Below are 17,663 nucleotides of genomic sequence, written 5' to 3' on the forward strand. Positions count from 1 at the left end.
GCCCCCCGCCGCGGATTTCTTGTCTCTGTTAGCTGTGCGCCAGCGCGTAATCGATGGCTGCACACACAGCAACGGCCTGTGCGGTATTGCACTGCGCGGGCGTGGCACGGGGGCTATCGGGATAAACCTCGGTGGTGGTTTTGTAGGTGGCATTGGTGACACTGGCACAGAGGCCGAGTTTTTTAAGCGGATACTCAATGACACCACGAGCGACCGCCGGTGAGCCGATGATCTCGTTATTGTCATCGGCCGGGGCGATATGGGTGACCTTCTCCACTGCCGCGATCACCGCCTGCTGGAATTCTGGCTGCGGGTTCTCGCTGTCGTCCACCAGGTAGAAGCCATCGGGAATGCCACCCGGCGTGAACGGCTTGCCATCGCGGGCGGCCAGTGCGGGGCGGAATTCGGTTTCGTCGGTATCGGTGGTTTCGTGCAGGTCGATGTGCATCAGCACACGATCGCGAACCGGCGCCACCAGGCGCATCAGCGCCGCCGACTCTTCCGCCGGGCTGTTCTCGTAGAACGAACGGTTGGGGTCGATGGCGTGCGGGTTCCAGCGGTGGATGCGCTCGTAGCCCCAGGGGCTGATGCAGGGTGCCACCAGCAGGTTGACGCGGCCGGCGTACTCCGCGCCATGCTGATCCACAAACTGCAGCGCACCGTGTACGCCGCTGGTCTCGTAGCCATGTACCCCGCCGGTCACCAGTACCACTGGCAGTTCGTCATTCCAGTCGCGGCTGCGGATCGCCAGTAGTGGGAAGCCCTCGTCGCCGTAGTCCAGACGCCCATACTCTTCCACATCGAAGCGCGCGCGCAGTGGCTCGATCTTGCTGACCACCTCAGACGCGTAGCTACGCTGACGGGTCTGACCCGACAGCCACTGATTGCGTTCCGCGTCACCCCAGGGCGTGCCGGGGGTACCGATTGGATAGAATGCGGGGGCGGTGTTCATTTCGACTGTTCTCCGGTGATGAACGAGGGAGGCATTCTACACCCCGAACAGGCCCATCTGGCCATCCACCAGACTGTCAAAATCCAGATCGATAAAGGGCAATATGGCATCGGCCACCGGCTTGAGCTGTTTGTCGATATAGTGCTGGTAATCCATCGGTGACTGACGGTAGTCCACTGGCTCCGGACCATTGAGGGTGATCACGTAGTGAATCCAGCCCTTGTTCTGGTAGCGGGGTTCCAGCCCCTGCTGGCGGCGGTGTTCATCGGCCAGTCGCGCGGCGCGCACCTGGGGCGGCACGTTTTTTACGTACTGCTCCAGCTTGCGCCTGAGCCGCTTGCGATACACCAGCTGCTCGTCCATCTCCCCTGCCCGGGTTTTCTCCACCGTCTCGCGGATATAGTCGGTCGGATCTTCACCCTTAAACACCATCCCGTAGAGCTGGGTCTGGAACTGCTTGGCCAGGGGCGTCCAGTCACTGCGCACGGTTTCCAGGCCCTTGAAGACCAGCTTTTCCTCGCTCCCTTTTATCACCAAGCCCGCATAGCGCTTCTTGGAGCCGGCCTCCGAGCCGCGAATGGTGGGCATTAAAAAGCGCTGGTAGTGGGTTTCGAATTCGATCTCCAGTTCGCACTGCAACGCCAGCTCGTCTTTGAGCTTGTTCTGCCAGCGCGTGTTGATCTCGCTCGCCAGGCCCTTGCCGATCGCATCCGCTTCTTCCGGGCTGGGGCGGCCACTCAGCCAGACAAAGGTGGAGTCGGTATCGCCATAAATGACCTGGTGGCCGAGTTTCTCAATCCAGCGGGCCGTCTGCTGCATGATCTCGTGACCGCGCAGGGTGATGGAGCTGGCCAGGCGCGTGTCGTAAAAACGGCAGCCCCCGCTTCCGAGTACCCCGTAGAAAGAGTTCATGATGATCTTGATGGCTTGGGAGCGGGCGGCATCCTGCTCCTGCTTGGCGATGTCGCGCTCCGCCCAGAGATTGGTAATGATGTCCGGCAGAAAGTGCTTGTCACGGGAAAAGCGCGCGCCGCGAAAACCGGGGATGGTGTTTTTATCCGTCCCACCCTCTTCCGATTCCTCTTGCGCCTCCTCAGCCAATCCCTCAATCAAACCCATAGGATCGATCTTGAAGGTACGGATAATGCTGGGATACAGGCTCTTGAAGTCCAGCACCAGCACGTTGTCGTAAAGGCCCGGCCGGGAGTCCATCACATAGCCGCCCGGGCTGGCCAGGCCACCGTCGGCCGGCAGGTTGGGTGCCACATAGCGGCTGCGGTGCAGCCTGGGCAGGTAGAGGTTGGTAAAGGCCGCCACCGAGCCGCCGCTGCGGTCAAGCTCTAGGCCGGTGAGCTGGGCCCGCAGGCGCAGGTAATCCAGCAGGCGGGTGTGCTGGTATATATCCCAGACCAGGCGGCAGTCTTCCAGGTTGTACGCAGCCAGCTTGGGTTTGTTATGGCGAAAATCGTGTTCAATCGCCGCCAGGCGGTTGTCCACGTCTTCGGTGTCCTTGCCCCTGCCCAGCAGCGTCTGGGCCACGAACTCCAGGCTGAAGCTTTCAAAGTTGTAGGTGGCGCTCTTCAGTCCGTCGATGCCATCAAGAACCACCCTGCCCGGCAGCGTCACGAAGCCCTGATTGCCTTCCCGACCATCCCGCCAGCGCGCATCAGTACCACCGCGCCCCAGTTTCAGGCGCAGGCCATACCGCCCCGCCCGTTTCACCAGCAGCCGAAAATCAAAGTCCACCACGGACCAGCCGATGATGATGTCCGGGTCCAGGGATTGAATCCTGGCCTCCAGCGCCTGGAGCAGCGCCCGTTCGTCATCCACCCAGTAGATGGCGGTGTCGGCGGCCTCCGCTTTCCCCACCATCAGCACCTCTTCCACCCCATGCCCGTATAGACCGACGGAATACAGCTCACCCTGGCCAGAGCACTCCACATCCAGAGAAACCACCTTGAAGTCCGGCTGTACCTCGGCGCCCTTGAGGCGAACCTGGCGATATTCCGTATAGCCGTCTTTGGCCTGGGCCAGCCCTTCAAAGTAGAGGCCACCGCGGACAAAGCGCTCCATCAGGTAACGGTCGTGCAGACGAAAGTCCGCTTCAAGCAACTCGATGCCACGAGTTTGCAATAGGGTCTGGGCCCGGCGGTGCGCGTCAATGGTGGGAAAATACAGCATGGCCGCTTCTTCGCGGCCAAAGGTCTGGAAGCCCAGCTGCTGCCATTCGTACGGCACGCCGGCCAGCGCCTCGGCCACCTGGGTGCGGTCCGCCACCTTCACCATAAAAACCGGGCGCTCGCCCTCTATGACCAGCTTGACCGGGCCCTCGGGCGTGGCCAGCCAGTAGTGGATGCAGGTGCTGCCGCGCTGATCAAAGCTGTGGCGAGTGAGGAGAAATCCTTGGGGCAAGAGGCTGTACTGACTTGAGGCTTGGGTTGGAGATTGGCGCTATTCTACTGGATAAATCCACAGATATCAGCATTCGCCAGCGCCGGACAAACGACCTCCGGCGACCTGCCACGGCCGAAAGGAGACAGGAAAAATGCACCTAATACAGACTAAGTTATCCGCAGAACTAAGGAGGTAATAATCAGGCGGATATTTTCAATATACAAACAGAGCAAGTGAAGTGGATTCATATCATAATTTTGGCGTCAAGCGCACCCAATTCAATTAACGACATAAAGGTTATATGACCTCAATAATTGGGTGTTTTATTCCACCTATACTCTCCTCACCGACGAGCAGACAAACCGCCACCGCACCATGCCCAGGCAGGCCCACACACAATTGCACGGGCCTGCTAGTACTAGTCAGCTATGGTTGAGTCATATAGCTGCCCACCATCGACCGCAGTCTCTTTCGACTTCAATGGTACGCCGACAGTCACTTGGCCACTACAAAGTCCTCCGCGGCTATCACTGGCGCTAAACAGGATATGGTAGATACGACCGTTACCGCTGGCACTGCGTTCGGCCCTAACTTCAGCCGTATCCGAGCCAATACCGCGGGCGTCGGGTACAAAACTACCATCGCCGCGGCCATCAACAAGTTCGTCTTGGTATATTTCGTCGATGACAATGGTTACAGGGTCCCCATCAGGATCCGATACATTATTTATCAGGATATCCCGGTATCCGTGATTGGGCGGCCAGAGTAAAGCGTCGCTAGCAATGGCGCTTGTGCACAAAGGCTGGGTATTAATTGGAACGGCTGCGACGCTTACAGTGGTGCTGGCGGCGTGACTGTCACCGTAATCGTCCATAATCTGGAGAGTTACTGTGTATAGCCCCGCAGATGTATAAGTATGTTTCGGCATGGCCCCGATGCCGCTGCTGCCGTCTCCGAAGTCCCAGGTGTACATAACAATGTTCCCATCGGGATCGACGGAGCCTGCCCCATCAAAGTTGACAGACTCTCCTTCTGATGCGGCATAGGGGCCTCCTGGATTTGCTGTTGGGTATTGGTTTGCCGCATTCACCTGGGCCAAGGTGGTAGTCGTATCAATGTTTCCCATATCATCCGTTACCGTGAGCACTACTAAATAGTCATCCGGAACGGCGTAGGCATGCTTTGGTGATGGCTCGGTAGAAAAATTGCCATCGCCAAAATCCCAGGCAAAGCTCATTGCACCGCCTTCCGGGTCGTAGGAACCACTACCATCAAATTCGATGGGACTACCGGCTGTGCCGGTATAGGGACCATTGACGTCAGCTACCGGGGGCAAGTCGGAGGCATTTACTACCGTAATGTCTAAGCCACTGGCACTTGATACTGTGACTCTGCGGATAACGGGCGTGGTCATTTCTGGATCTTCGTAGAGGTTGACGCCAAGCAAAACGGCAGTATTCTCGATGCCCGAATAGTAGTCACCAGACTCGTCAAATCCATGCCCTGGTTCGAAAATCACTTCAATCTGAACTTGCTGCTCAAAAGTAAAGAGAGCTTCTGCGCCTGCAGGCACTTCCGCTGGAATTTCGCTTGCAATCACCTGGGTATCCTGCCAGACGGTCCCATCTGACGGCGCGGTGCCCGCAAATAGATCGGATTTTGAAGAGGGTTCACCGTTCAGTGTCATATTAAGCGAGACGATGTGAGGTGCATAACTAAAGTTTCCTCTTCGCGTTCCTCTTATCTCGAAAACAGGTTGCAGGTATAACGTGCCAGCATCTGTATGCGACAGAGATAATTGCAGGACGGAATTGGCATTCTGCGATATATGCCCGTTCATCACTTCACCCCACTCAGCAACAAAATTAAACAAGTGGAAAGAACTCAGAACTGACAGATTGCTCAAAGAGGCAAATGCGGCAGTAGATACTGCATATTCGGCCGCGAAAGTGCCATTATACGGCCACGAGCTATCGTCGTACTCAGGGTGAAACAGGGGTACATTTAAGCCCAACAGATTGGTTGAATAGATTTCTTTGGTAACGAAAGGAATAGTTTCGCTGACGCTCTGTGAAAAACGATTTTCGCGAGAATCAACGTAGATTTCGTAAGAATATTCAGCCGAGCTTTTAAGTAGTTCCTGAGCGAAGACAACGTTAGTAATTGTTATATTAAAAATGAAAATAAAATATTTAGCTACTTTACGCATGTATTTTTCCTGACGGGCGTAATCCAGATCTATAGCACCCCACCTAAAACTTAGTAATCCCCAGAGTGACTGTTTATGTTCTTTCACCCCAAAAATTATCTACAAACTCCGCCACTGTCTAATGATTTGGCATTTAGTGAGTTCACTACTGGGTTTCTGATAAGAAACAATTGTCAACAATGTACATAGCTAGACTAGACGCCTTTAGCGGCCTATCCATGAGGAAACAAAGGGAGCCAAAAACAACACCCAAATTAATATTGGTTTATCACTTCACTTTTCTCTTTATAAAAAAATAAAATATCGCACAGATAATTCAATTCTATTAACCCACACATTTAAAAGACCCACTAAAACATACCCAACGCGAACAACTTAACTAAACATTCGCGCATAAATCCGAAAATCAAAAGCTCCTTCATAATTTTGTAAAATAATTTTCGATCGTATTTTAATTGCTATTCATGTCAACAATTTATTAATAACTGGTATATTTGTACGCCAACAATTACGAAAATCTGTGTAAACATAGCCCTAATGAGCTAAACATTAAAGCGCGGTTATATTTGGAGACGGATTAGAGCCAACCCTCTCGATCGTCCCCTACATCAGAACTGTAGTGGTCTACTAATCCCGGATACCAACTTAGGTGGTAAGGTTGCCACCTGAATCAGAGGTGTTCAATGAGTAGACAACATAGATCCTTCTCCCCCGAGCTCAAGCTGGACGCTGCCCGTTTGGTCATTGACCAAGGGTATTCGATATCAGATGCCGCCCGGTCTTTGGATGTCGGCACAACTCCTATCCGCCGCTGAGTGAACCAACTTGAGGCTGAATGTGGTGGTGTGACGCCGGCCAGCAAAGCCCTTACCTCGGAGCAGCAATGAATCCAAGAGCTTGAAGCCCGCATCAATCGTCTGGAGCACTAAAAAAGGCTACCGCTCTCTTGATGTCCGACGAGATGAATCGTACGCGCTGATAGACCGATTAAGTGAGCAGGAGCCCGTGGAACTGGCCTGTAACGCGTTTGAAGTACCTCGATCACGCTACTACGAATACAAAAACAGAAAGGATGTCGTGGATGCACCTCCGGGCCCAGGTCAACGAGGTTTTCAATCGCAGCCGCGGCTCTGCGGGCAGCCGGACAATCGTAGGGTTGCTGAGCGATCAGGGACTGGTTATCGGACGCTTCAAAGTACGCCGCCTGATGCGTGAAGCTGGTTTGATCTATAAGCAGCCTGGGCCTCATAAATACAAAAAGGCGACCGTCGAGCGACCGGATATACCGAATGAACTTGATCGTCAATTCGATGTGGAGAGGCCAAATCAGGTTTGGTGCGGTGACATCACGTATATCTGGGCCGGTTCTCGCTGGTGCTACTTAGCTACGGTTATCGACCTGTATGCGCGTCGTATCGCTGGATGGGCAATTTCAGAACAGCCAGATGCCGCACTTGCGGTGAAGGTGTTGGAAATGGCTTGGGAGCAGCGGGAAAACCGCAAGGTGTCATGTTCCATTCTGATCAGGGCAGCCAATATGCGAGCCGCCTTTTCCGGCGGCGGCTGTGGCGGTACCGGATGACTCGGAGCATGAGCCGCCGTGGTAACTGCAGGGACAACGCACCGATGGAAAGGCTATTCCGCAGCTTGAAAAGTGAATGGGTACCTGCTCTCGGCTACGCCTCTATTGCAGATGCCAGCAGAGACATCAGCTACTACCTGATGACCTATTACAACTGAGAGCGTCCCCATCAACACAACGACCGCATTCCGCCTGCAAAGGCCGAAGAGAAACTTAACTTACTGTCCGGAAACAGTTGGCCACGACACTACAAAGTAATCATCTGGTTTGCTGTCGGGCACATAAAATATTTTGCAAGCCGAGGTCGTTGCACTTCCCATATCATCACGGGAAGGCACCGCTCGTCATCCTCCCAGTGGATGGTGGTGTGGTGCTCTGCGCTTGGTCCGGCATTGGCACTACCATCAGCACCTCTTCCACGCCATGACCGTAGCGACCGATGGAATACAGCTCACTCCACTCGGAGCACTCCACGCTAGGGACACGACTTTGAAAAGGGGCTTGAAATCGGGACAGCGTCTCGGCTACTTAGGCGCGGCCTGGTCACCACGCGAGACGGGCGACTACACGCGTCTCGTCGGCGTGCAGCGAAAACGACCAGCCATTGCGCTCACACAGCCGGTGAACGATTCCCAGCCCCAGACCATACCCTTGAGACGAGGACTCGGTCGGCGTGTGCCGCTCATCCGCTTCACTACCTACCTGGTTGGTGACGAATAGCTCACGCTCACTGACACGAATCGTGATCGGTACCTGCCCGTCGAGTGTGTGCTCGAATGCATTGCGCACCAGATTATTGACCGCGATAGAAAAAGCCTGTGGATGTCCGCAGACTCTGGGTTTTACGAGATCGTCGATCTCAACATCGACGAATTTTCCGTTCAACAGGTGGCGCTGCTGATCTATTGCCTGGCTTACCAGCGGCATCACTAAAAACTGCTCGTCATACTGCCCAGCGTCGGTTTCGCGAGCGAGGCATAAGAACATTTCGATCGTAGCTTTCATTTCGAGCGTCGCACACCGCACTCGATCTACCGTTTTTCTATCGGTCGCTGACAGATCACTTTCTTCCAGCAGCTCCAGCGCGCCCAGTATCACGGTGATCGGCGTACGCAACTCATGACTGGCTGAACCGGTAAAGTATCTTTCCCTTTCCACAAATGCGCTGATACGCTCAAGCGTCTTCTCAATAGTCCTGGCGAGCACACCAACCTCATCATCGCCGAACCGGCTGGAAGCTATGCGTTTATGATCTTCGGCCGATAGTTTTTCCGGGTCGATGTCCGCGACCACGTTAGCGAGTTGCACAACCGGAGCGACCGCCCTACGCATTACAACAACGCCCAGCCCGAAACCAAGAACACCGAGGGTACCCACGACCCCGGTAATAACGAACAGCCACCACCAATCCTCTGAAGACTCAGCCTCAATACCGGCAACGTCGAAAACCACAAATGCGCGTCGCTGTTCATTTTCGATAGGTACGACTGCGACATGCAACTCTTCGGTATCGAATTCGTACAATCCCTCTTTGGGGTTTGTACGCGCCCATTCCCTGAGTGATTCCGGCAAGCTACCCACCTCATCGTATCCGCGCAGGTTCATCGTCAGCGCGGGATAGCTTTCGGCAGCGCGTTGTAGCTGATTTTCCAACACATGGTCTTCGCTCAACCGGATTGCAGAGAAGAACGCGAATCCCCAGGCCACGCTGATTACCGCAACACACATCGCAAATGCAATGGCGACACGCTTGCGCAAGCTGTACCGGTACATCACTGAGTATCCTCAGCAATGCGGTAGCCGATGCGATGCAACGTATGGATCAGCGGGCGATCAAACGGTCGATCGATCGCCTGACGCAGCTTGTACATGTGCGAGCGAAGCGCATCACCATCGGGGCGCTCGTCAGCCCATAACAAGGTTTCGAGATCATCGCGGGCCACAACAGACGGTGCCTGCTCCATCAATCGCTGCAGGAGTCTCATGCCAGCAGGAGTGAGATCGATGTGCCGCCCCGCGCGATACACCTGCAGCGTGGACCTGTTCAGGGTCAGATCACCTACCGTTAACAGATTGGCGGTTTTACCGTGACTACGCTTGTACAGCGCCTGCAGTCGCGCATGCAACTCTTGTAAGGCGAAGGGCTTTATCAAATAATCATCGGCACCTGCCTCGAACCCTTTAAGTTTATCGTCAAGGGTATCCCTCGCGGTTAGCATAAGCACCGGCGTTTCTAATTGGGCATCCGCTCGCAGCTTTTGGCAGAAACTCAGGCCATCCATCCCCGGAAGATTCAGGTCCAGAACAATCACGTCGAACGGATTCGTCAGTGCCAGGTGCATAGCGCTGATACCGTCATAGGCAAAATCCAAAACATAGTTATACCTTTCAAGATACGCGGCAATATTCTCGCAAATACCGCGGCTGTCTTCGACGATCAACACTCTAATCGGCGCCGCACCAAGCGCATGTACCATCTACTGCTCCCCCATTACCGGGCACGATTTACCAAGCACTTTTTACCAAGCACTATTTACCAGGCATAGTCCAGCCGCAGACCAATAAGCGGCTCGGCTTCACTATCATCCTCTACTACTACGCCCCGGCGGTAGTCAAACTCGGACTCGTCGCTCGACGATGCAGCCGTTACGTTGATGACATCGAGAAAGGCGGTTACGTCGATGGGGCCAAAGGCGCGCCGGTAGTCAACACGAACGTTCAACGAACCGGCACCACTCGTGCGGCCGACATTCCGCTCGGTGATCTCCTTCGAGTAGCGCAGCGGCTGCCCCGCTCCCAACACGTCTGAGTGGATAATAAAGAGGTCATCTGGCGTACCGGAAAGGTATTTGTAGCGCCCGGCGACCTTCCAGCGGCTGCTGATTTCCCAGGTCAGACCCAGGGTAGCCACATGCTCGCGGCTGAAGTCAGCGGCAACGTCGCCGCGACCGTCTTTCCGGTCGATTACCGCATCGTTGTACGAATAGGTTGCGGTAGCGTAAATACCCTCGCGAATCATACCATTGGCCACAACATCGACGCCGTACGATGTGCCGTCACCAATGTTCGCAAAGGTTCCGCTTGCCCGGTCGAGGTCTACCACCAGGTTGCCGAGATTTTGATAATAGGCTTCGGTCAATACCGACCAGTTGCTGTTCGGGAAGTATTCATAGCCGATACTGGCGTGGGTAATTTCTTCATTCTCAAGATCGTTCGATTCGTTAGCGGCAAGATCCAGGAACCGTGGTGACTGATGAAACAGTCCGGCAGTCGCAAAATATCGAACCTTTGTACTCGGCCGCCAATTGACGCTGAATCTGGGCGACGCAAGGCTCTGGTCGGCAAAGCCGTCGCGTTCAAACCGCATGCCTGTTCGGATATCCCAATCGCCACGTTGAAACAGTTGCTCTACGTAACCGGCGTAGTTGGTTTCCTTCTGAACGAGCGAAGAATTGATGCTCTCGGGGGTCAGTACAATAAAGCGCTGACCGGGGTCTGGCCTGAAATCATCATCGTCATAGATATATCGGATCCAATCACCATCCAGGACGGTGTTATAGTCCAGTTCAATCTGCGTGACTCGCGTACCGGCACTGAATACACCCCATTGGTTTACCGTCTCGAAGTCACTGCGCCAGCCGATCTCTGTCTCGGCCTCACCGATGGTAATAATGTCTTCCCGCACCGGAAAGCTGGACGCAGGCGATCCCTCAGGTACGAGATCAGGAAACGATTCACCCTCTGAACTGACCTTGTCGCTTGTGCGGTAGTACACCTTGTTGGTCCAGACAGCGTCTTCACCGACCAGGGAGCGCAACGTCATACCGTACAAATCACTATCCTGTTCCGAATCCTGAAGTGAGGCATCTTCGAAATTGGGCGATGCAAACACATGGGTTACGCCGCGGGTATAGTCCTCGTGCGTATCCATCAACAGAATTTCGAAGGTGTGGTTCTGGTTGAGGGGTATGACCGACTTAACGATGACGTCTCTCAAGACCGGCTCACCGATATCGAGCTCTTCGATCGTTTCAAACAAAGCGCCGAAATCCAGCCGTCGGGCAGAAACGAGCAAGGTAGAGTCTTCCGTGATACCGGTAGGACCGTCATAACCAATTTCATAGCCCGCAAGGTCGTAGCGGAAACTGGCGGAAGGACTGGGATTGCCGTCAGCGACTTCCAGTTTGAGTAGCGATGCCGCCCGGCCGCCATAAGCCGCACCCCACCCACCCGGTGAAAACTCGGCACCGCTAATCACATTCGGTGCGAAAATCGAGAAGCGGCCGCCGCCACCGACATCTTCCGCTTCACCCAATGTCGCATCAAAGTGCACCGCTTTATCAAAGGGAAAGTCATCAACGAATATCAGATTATCCCGGGGGCCACGGCCGCGTACGCTGAAGCTCGCGAACTCACTGGCGGATGCCAGGCCCGGTAAACCATCTAGTGAAAGGAGCGGGTCTGCGCCGCCACCAACCGCACTGCGCAACGCCTCTCGATCGAGGTAGGTGCTGCTAACGGCCAATGCTTCCGCCTGCTGTGCCCGGACCTCCACTTCCTCAAGCGCCTGCTCGCCAAGTTCGAGTTCGACCTTGAGGTTTTTGCGCGTAACCACGCGGATACTTGGCTCATACAGGGAGTTGAACCCGCCTTTGGCTACGCTCACCGAGTAGAGGCCGGGGTCGAGCTGATCAATGACGATGCGACCTTGTGCATCGGTCTGTACAGATCGCGTGGTATTGGTTTCCCGTTCCTCGAGCGTGATCTGCACGGATGAGAGTGGCCGGTCGGTATACCGGTCTTTGACGATGAACGTCAGTGCGCCGGGCGCCTCCGCGGCGTGTGTGACAAGCGGCATTCCCATCAACAGCGCCGATAGAGTCAACCACGATACCTGTCTCAATTGCTTGCTCATGTTCCCATCCCCAAACATTGGCCGTATTTATTTGATGAAACGCCGGAAGGTTAGCAGCGCAAATGTGACTGAAATGTCGCTGAGATGTGAATGCACTATCAGAGCCCGTTTACCTACCCCCAATTCAGCCCAAGATTAACACCAGCACCATGCTATTTGGCACGCAAAGTTGGTTGTTTTTCAATCTACCGAAAAGGGCTGTATTACACTTTTTATTCCATGGGTATTTAAGGAGTTACCTTGAATGAAAAGGATGTTGAAATTTTCACCGATCTTGGCACCTCTGGCATTGGCGCTGAGTACTACCGCCTCCGCCAACCCCCTCGGCTTGACCGGACCACAGGACTTTATTATCCGCGTGGGCGGATACTATATTTCCGCAGGAGACGACGAGGTCAGTTTTGTCGACGACTCTTTCCGGACTGGCGATGCGTTTCGCTCTAACGTCGATCCAGGTTCCGAGTGGGGTTGGTACATGAACCTCGAATGGAAGCCTGTAGAGCATTGGGGCATCGAGCTTGGCTATATGGACGGCGACAACCATACCAGCAGTCACGCTGATGGCATTTTTTTGCAGGATTTGGAAGATGTCGACTATCGCGATGTGACCAGATTTGATGCCGATATCAGTACCGCAAGCCTGAAATTCTACCCCCTGGATGATACCTGCATGGTTCAGCCTTATATAGGTGGTGGCATTAGCTATACCGACTTCGGTGATAGCGGCCTCAATCGTGCAGTGCGGGACGACCTGGCTGAGCTTGGTCGGCGCGGCAACTTCGAAATGGGTTCGTCCTGGGGCTATACCTGGCAAATGGGTATGGATTTCAACTTCGGACGCGATAGCTCGTGGCTGGTCAATGTCGCCGCGGTGTACGCGCGATCCGAAACAGATATGCGGTTACAGCTTCTTGAAGACGTTCAGCCAACCTCCGATCTGAATCTACTTATTGAGTCCTATTCCGGGGACTACAGCTATGATCCCTGGATGTTCAATCTGTCAGTAGGGTATAAATTCTCCTTCTGACGCTCGAAATTCGGCAGATTATATTGGGCGCTTCGGCGCCCTTTTTTATGGTCAGCATCAATCAATCTGACGACGTGATTCATTGGTACGACGGGTAAGCGGCTCTCGCACCAAGCGCACCTGATCGCGCTTGTCCGTTTTCTTTTTGGACTTCTTTTCCTTTGGTTGCTCGTTCTCTGGTTGCTCGCGCTCCTGGCGCGGAGCTGGCTTCGCGGCGTTATTGTGCCGATCATTTGGCGCATTGCGCTGGGGCTGAGGCTGGCCGCGCAGGTTTTGTGGCTTGGGCCTTTCGTGCACTGTGCGGCGATCGATTGCCGGACGCTCTAATGCAGGAACAACTCGTGGGTCGTAAATGCCGGTTGGCTTGTCCGCAAGTTTGACTGCGCGCACGTCCCGGCCTGGATCCGGACGTGGATTCCGGTGTTCATTACCGCGATCCCCGCTCCGGTTATCCACCTGAGGCGCCCGCGGCTTTGGCTCGGCTATACCAGCAAACCCCTGTTCGCCACCTCGGCCACGATTCTGGCCCTGCCCACGACGATCCTGCCCCTCCTCACGACGATCATGTCGTTGCCCATTGCCTTCATGCCGGTCCCGCCGGTTGTAACCGTCGTCATGATCGTGCCGGCGCGGTGGTGTGTAGTCGCGTCCTCCAGCATAGTGATGGCCGTGGCGGCGCAAGCGCGTATGCCAGCGATCATTGAAGTTTGCCGATACATAAAAATTCGGGGCCGGATACCAGGGGCCATGCCAGTGACTGGCACTGATCCAATGGTCCTGATACCAACGATAGTAATGCCCCTGCCGAAAGAACACGTCGCTGCGGTCGTAGAATACGTAAACGCCGAGGGTATCGTCATAGTAGCGATAGCCGGGATCGGTGATCACTGTATAGGAGTAAACCGCAGGAGCCTTGCGGACATAAGTGCTCCCGCCGATCACCGGCGGAACTGCTGGGTAGGTGACACAGCCACCGAGCGTCAAAGTGATGCTAAGAGCGGCGAGTAATCGGTGTGGGACCTGGCGCATGGTGCGTTTTCCTTGGATTCACACCTGCTTTTTAACCCGGCGCAACTGAATCGCCGCTGAACTTACTTTGAACAAATGAAAAACAGGGTTAGATCAACATCATGCCAGGAATACCGACATTTACGGCAAGGCTATGCGCGGCCGACCCAGCGTTGCTTGCCTCACCCGCCGGGCAAACTGTTTCTCGATTTCCTCTTTGAACCGATCACTGCCCAGTGCTAACCCCCTATTCAAGGAGCCCCGGATTTCGTCAAGAGCGGGCGCATCCAGTGCATGCCGGAACAGTGCCCGGTAGCGCTCCTTGCGCTGCTTCGGGTAGCGGCCGAGCCAGGTACTGCATGTGTGGCGTAAGCAAGCTGGATGACCTGCCCAGCCCATTGCAGCCATAGCTCGACCAGAAATACTCGCCCGGATCCGACACCATGCCTGCGCGTACCGGATTAAGTTCGATATACCGATAGCACTGCAAAAGATAATCTTCACTCTGAACCTGACAGCATTTGTAGCGCCCCTCCCACAGGGTTCCCAAACGCCGATATTCCCGATTGAAGTAACGCACATAAATACGCCCAAGGGCCTGCATCATCCTGCTAACACCCTGATCAGAATGCGGAGTTACCAGCAGGTGGACGTGGTTGGTCATCAATACCCAGGCATGTACCTGAATATCGAACTCCGTTGCCTAGTGTTTTAGCCAACCGAAGTAGGCGATCATATCCTGCTCTGGACAGAAACAAACTTGCGGGTTGTTACCGCGCGGTATGACATGCTGCGGAATCCCCGCAGGACCGAGGCGCGGTAATCTGGCCTTCGAACTTTCCCATTCCTATTTGTTATGCCTAAAGACTAATAGGATGAAAAATCAGCGGATGGTAATGAATGTCATAATGTTGATCTGACCCATCAGATTCCATATAAGATTTGCCAACCTTGAGATCCTGCAGGTTTTCTAATGACCCTTTGGGGCTAATTTTCACCACCACTAAAGGCCTGTTATCTTGATAAAAATAATAATAATTGATACTTGCAAAGCTAATTTGTTCACATATGATCCCACATATCGTAAATTAATTATCTTTAATACATGGATTGTTATCAATGAAATCATCAGTCAACCTTACCAAACTCGCTATTACTCTTTTAAGTACCTTAGCCTCACTACAAACCTTTGCTATCGACGTCGCTAGTCTTGAAGCCACGCGGGGCTCCGAAAAGTACGGATTTGGCTCCAACTACCAATTGGCAAGAGATAACTGGGTATTGGAGTATGAAACAAAAAATGAAGAGCTAGAACAAACCCAAAAATACAAAAACGTACTTTTAAAATTGAGCTTAGCCAGCTCAAAAGGATTTGACGAACTAAGGAGAGAACACGAAAACAATGAAAAAGAATTTCTCTCAAATAATCCTTACTTAAAAGCGTTCAATTCTGAATTCTCAGTAAAACTTCTTGAAAAAATTACCATACAAAAATCCCTAGACGAAAACGAAACGGTCAGCACCTCAGATCTGACCACTTACCTCGACCAAAAATTAGGTAAAGCGGAGCGAGATATTGAATTCGTTAGAGAAGAAAAAGAGGAATTAGAAAAAGAAAAACATGTACAGATAGCCCCACTCGTTGCCAACCCATCAATAGCAACCGTTGGCGAAGACGGAAAACTCACGCCTCAAATTCAACTATCCAGCTGGCTCCCGGTACCAGTTAACCTAAAGTCAAAATATCGTTGGTTTTATGGCGCAAGTGTAAATTTAGCGACCGGTCTGGAATCATCTGAGCCAAACAAGGCTGTAAATGAATTTCTTCAAGGCGGGGGTGACGGCAGCTTTGGGGTATCTACGGCATTTAGATACATTAGTTCAGATAAATTTAATGTAGTAATCGGAGCATCAGTTTCTCAGGCATGGCTAAAATCAGACGTTTCTGAAAATGGAGAAAAAATAGAGTTGGATAGCGAAATATTACAAAGCTCCGCCAGCATCATTTTCGAAACTGAAATCGGATATTTTGGTATCGAGAGATCACATAACGATTATAGCGGCGACATTGATAATAGCTTTGGCCAACTATTAGATCAAAAATATTCGACCACATATTCTTTTTTGACTCATTTCGCAGATGATTACTATTTGCAGTATAAAACTACTCAAGGAGTCGGCGAGACCATTAGCTCTATCTCAATTACTAAAAGCCTAAAACTGTTTTAAAAATAACCTCAAGCCGGCGCGCAATCACCGGCAATTCTCATCGCTACGGGCCACCTGATGCAATTCTAAAACCAATAACTGCCGTCAATCTTATTTCATAAGATGATAAATACAACATGGAGAGTATTTAATGAGTTTAAAGATTACTACTGTTGTGGGTGCTCTATTATTCACGATTGTTGGGTGTGCAATACATAATACACCCGACACTCTGAAGACCTCCGAGATGAATAACCCAAATGAAGTTTCTTCGAGAAATTTTAATGCGTTTGTCGATCAAAATGGAACTTTCTACCCACCCAACTGGAAAAAGGAGAACGGATCGCCCTGTAAAATTTATTGCTGGAATATCCATTACTCTCTGATAGCCACTGCAGCCTCAAAGGGAAATGATGCTGTTGAAAATCTATCTATAAAAGAAGCTCAAATCCTTGAGAATATGAGAGTTAAATTGGAGGACGCCAATCGAGTCTATATATTAGTTCACGGCTACAATAATGATGCCAAAACTTCTAGGAACAACTATGACACAATTAAAAACCATATAGAATTCCAGGAAAATGACGTTGTGATTGAATTTTTCTGGGACGGCCTTGTTTCAAAAAGTTCACTCTGGGGTGATGCCAAAATATGGTTTAGAGCTACCGGTTACAGTCAGCTAGCGGGTTCCGAGGGGCTTCGAGATATTTTAAATTTGATAGAAAATAAGGAAATCATCATCATCAGCCACAGTCGCGGAGCATCGGTTGCATTAAGCGCACTAAGCAACCCCCCTTATAGCAAAGAATTTGCTGAGGACACACTAGAATTTCACACAGTAGATGTTTATCAAACTGAACGTCTACAGGACAATAAAAATATAATTAAATTATTAATGTTGGCTCCGGCAATTGGTGATGTAGATTTTAGAGTGCCCGACCACCTAACAAAAATGTCTTACAGGGAATTTGGTGATCAACTAACCAAAATTAGCTACACCGTAAATCCAAATGACAAAGTGCTTAAGAAATTCTTAGATAAGCCTAATGTTTCGGGAAAATTCAATCCTACAGACTTAGGGTTCGATGAAAAATCTGGAGAAAAACTAAAAGCGCATTATGGAATTATACAATCCTATGATTTTTCGGAAACAAAAAGTCACAAATTCGACAAATACATTGAGAATGAAAATTTTAAGTTGATGCTCTCGGACCTTGGCGTTGATGTAAAGTAAAGTAGTTACTGAAATAAATGAAGTAGTTACTGAAATAAATGGGGTCACCCATTAGCCGGCTCCCGTCAACTGGGCGAAAAGCTCTCTAGGCTATCGCCCATTATCTGACAACCGTGTCCGCCCATGCGCCTGAA

Annotated in this window: 11 protein-coding genes and 1 pseudogene; 4 read left to right on the plus strand and 8 right to left on the minus strand. The window is 52.2% G+C overall.

Annotated features, from left to right (window positions below):
- Positions 1-28: 28 nt before the first annotated feature.
- The 3 genes from PVT68_RS02700 to PVT68_RS02710 all read right to left on the minus strand — a co-directional run bounded on the left by PVT68_RS02700 (position 29) and on the right by PVT68_RS02710 (position 5,555).
- The gene (locus tag PVT68_RS02700; RefSeq protein ID WP_280321056.1) at positions 29-952 is read right to left on the minus strand and encodes a M14 family metallopeptidase; all 924 of its coding nucleotides are present in this window, start codon (positions 950-952) and stop codon (positions 29-31) included.
- Between the two features lie 36 nt (positions 953-988).
- The gene (locus tag PVT68_RS02705) at positions 989-3,364 is read right to left on the minus strand and encodes a DNA polymerase II (protein WP_280321057.1); all 2,376 of its coding nucleotides are present in this window, start codon (positions 3,362-3,364) and stop codon (positions 989-991) included.
- Between the two features lie 400 nt (positions 3,365-3,764).
- Positions 3,765-5,555 (minus strand): PKD domain-containing protein, encoded by a 1,791-nt coding sequence (locus tag PVT68_RS02710; protein WP_280321058.1) that lies wholly within the window; start codon positions 5,553-5,555, stop codon positions 3,765-3,767.
- A 683-nt stretch (positions 5,556-6,238) separates the two neighbouring features.
- Between PVT68_RS02710 and PVT68_RS02715 the strand changes: the two are divergent.
- A pseudogene (locus PVT68_RS02715) lies at positions 6,239-7,373 on the plus strand (IS3 family transposase); the annotation flags it as partial.
- A gap of 307 nt (positions 7,374-7,680) precedes the next feature.
- On the opposite strand, the gene PVT68_RS02720 reads toward PVT68_RS02715, so the two are convergent.
- From PVT68_RS02720 to PVT68_RS02730, 3 genes are read right to left on the minus strand one after another with little or no spacing between them, the layout of a single operon-like run.
- Entirely contained in the window at positions 7,681-8,910 is a 1,230-nt protein-coding gene (locus PVT68_RS02720) for a sensor histidine kinase (RefSeq protein ID WP_280321059.1), read from the minus strand.
- On the minus strand, positions 8,910-9,614 hold the full coding sequence (locus PVT68_RS02725; RefSeq protein ID WP_456085776.1) for a response regulator transcription factor: 705 nt from the start codon (positions 9,612-9,614) through the stop codon (positions 8,910-8,912). The genes PVT68_RS02720 and PVT68_RS02725 overlap by 1 nt, the downstream gene beginning before the upstream one ends.
- Before the next feature lie 56 nt (positions 9,615-9,670).
- Positions 9,671-12,052: a TonB-dependent receptor gene (locus tag PVT68_RS02730; RefSeq protein WP_280321060.1), complete on the minus strand. Its 2,382-nt coding sequence runs from the start codon at positions 12,050-12,052 to the stop codon at positions 9,671-9,673.
- Positions 12,053-12,296: 244 nt separating this feature from the next.
- On the opposite strand from PVT68_RS02730, the gene PVT68_RS02735 reads away from it, so the two are divergent.
- On the plus strand, positions 12,297-13,079 hold the full coding sequence (locus PVT68_RS02735) for an OmpW/AlkL family protein (protein ID WP_280321062.1): 783 nt from the start codon (positions 12,297-12,299) through the stop codon (positions 13,077-13,079).
- A 57-nt stretch (positions 13,080-13,136) separates the two neighbouring features.
- Here the strand turns inward: PVT68_RS02735 and PVT68_RS02740 are convergent, their stop codons facing one another.
- Entirely contained in the window at positions 13,137-14,108 is a 972-nt protein-coding gene (locus PVT68_RS02740) for a hypothetical protein (protein ID WP_280321063.1), read from the minus strand.
- A gap of 250 nt (positions 14,109-14,358) precedes the next feature.
- Entirely contained in the window at positions 14,359-14,751 is a 393-nt protein-coding gene (locus tag PVT68_RS02745) for a transposase (RefSeq protein WP_280321064.1), read from the minus strand.
- Between the two features lie 455 nt (positions 14,752-15,206).
- Here PVT68_RS02745 and PVT68_RS02750 point away from each other — a divergent pair, with 455 nt between their 5' ends.
- Both PVT68_RS02750 and PVT68_RS02755 read left to right on the plus strand, forming a co-directional pair.
- Positions 15,207-16,316 (plus strand): hypothetical protein, encoded by a 1,110-nt coding sequence (locus PVT68_RS02750; RefSeq protein ID WP_280321065.1) that lies wholly within the window; start codon positions 15,207-15,209, stop codon positions 16,314-16,316.
- 130 nt (positions 16,317-16,446) lie between these two features.
- Positions 16,447-17,529, plus strand: coding sequence for an alpha/beta hydrolase (locus tag PVT68_RS02755; protein ID WP_280321066.1), 1,083 nt, complete (start codon positions 16,447-16,449; stop codon positions 17,527-17,529).
- Positions 17,530-17,663: the final 134 nt, after the last annotated feature.

Origin of the sequence: Microbulbifer bruguierae (assembly GCF_029869925.1) — a bacterium.
Lineage (GTDB): Bacteria > Pseudomonadota > Gammaproteobacteria > Pseudomonadales > Cellvibrionaceae > Microbulbifer > Microbulbifer bruguierae.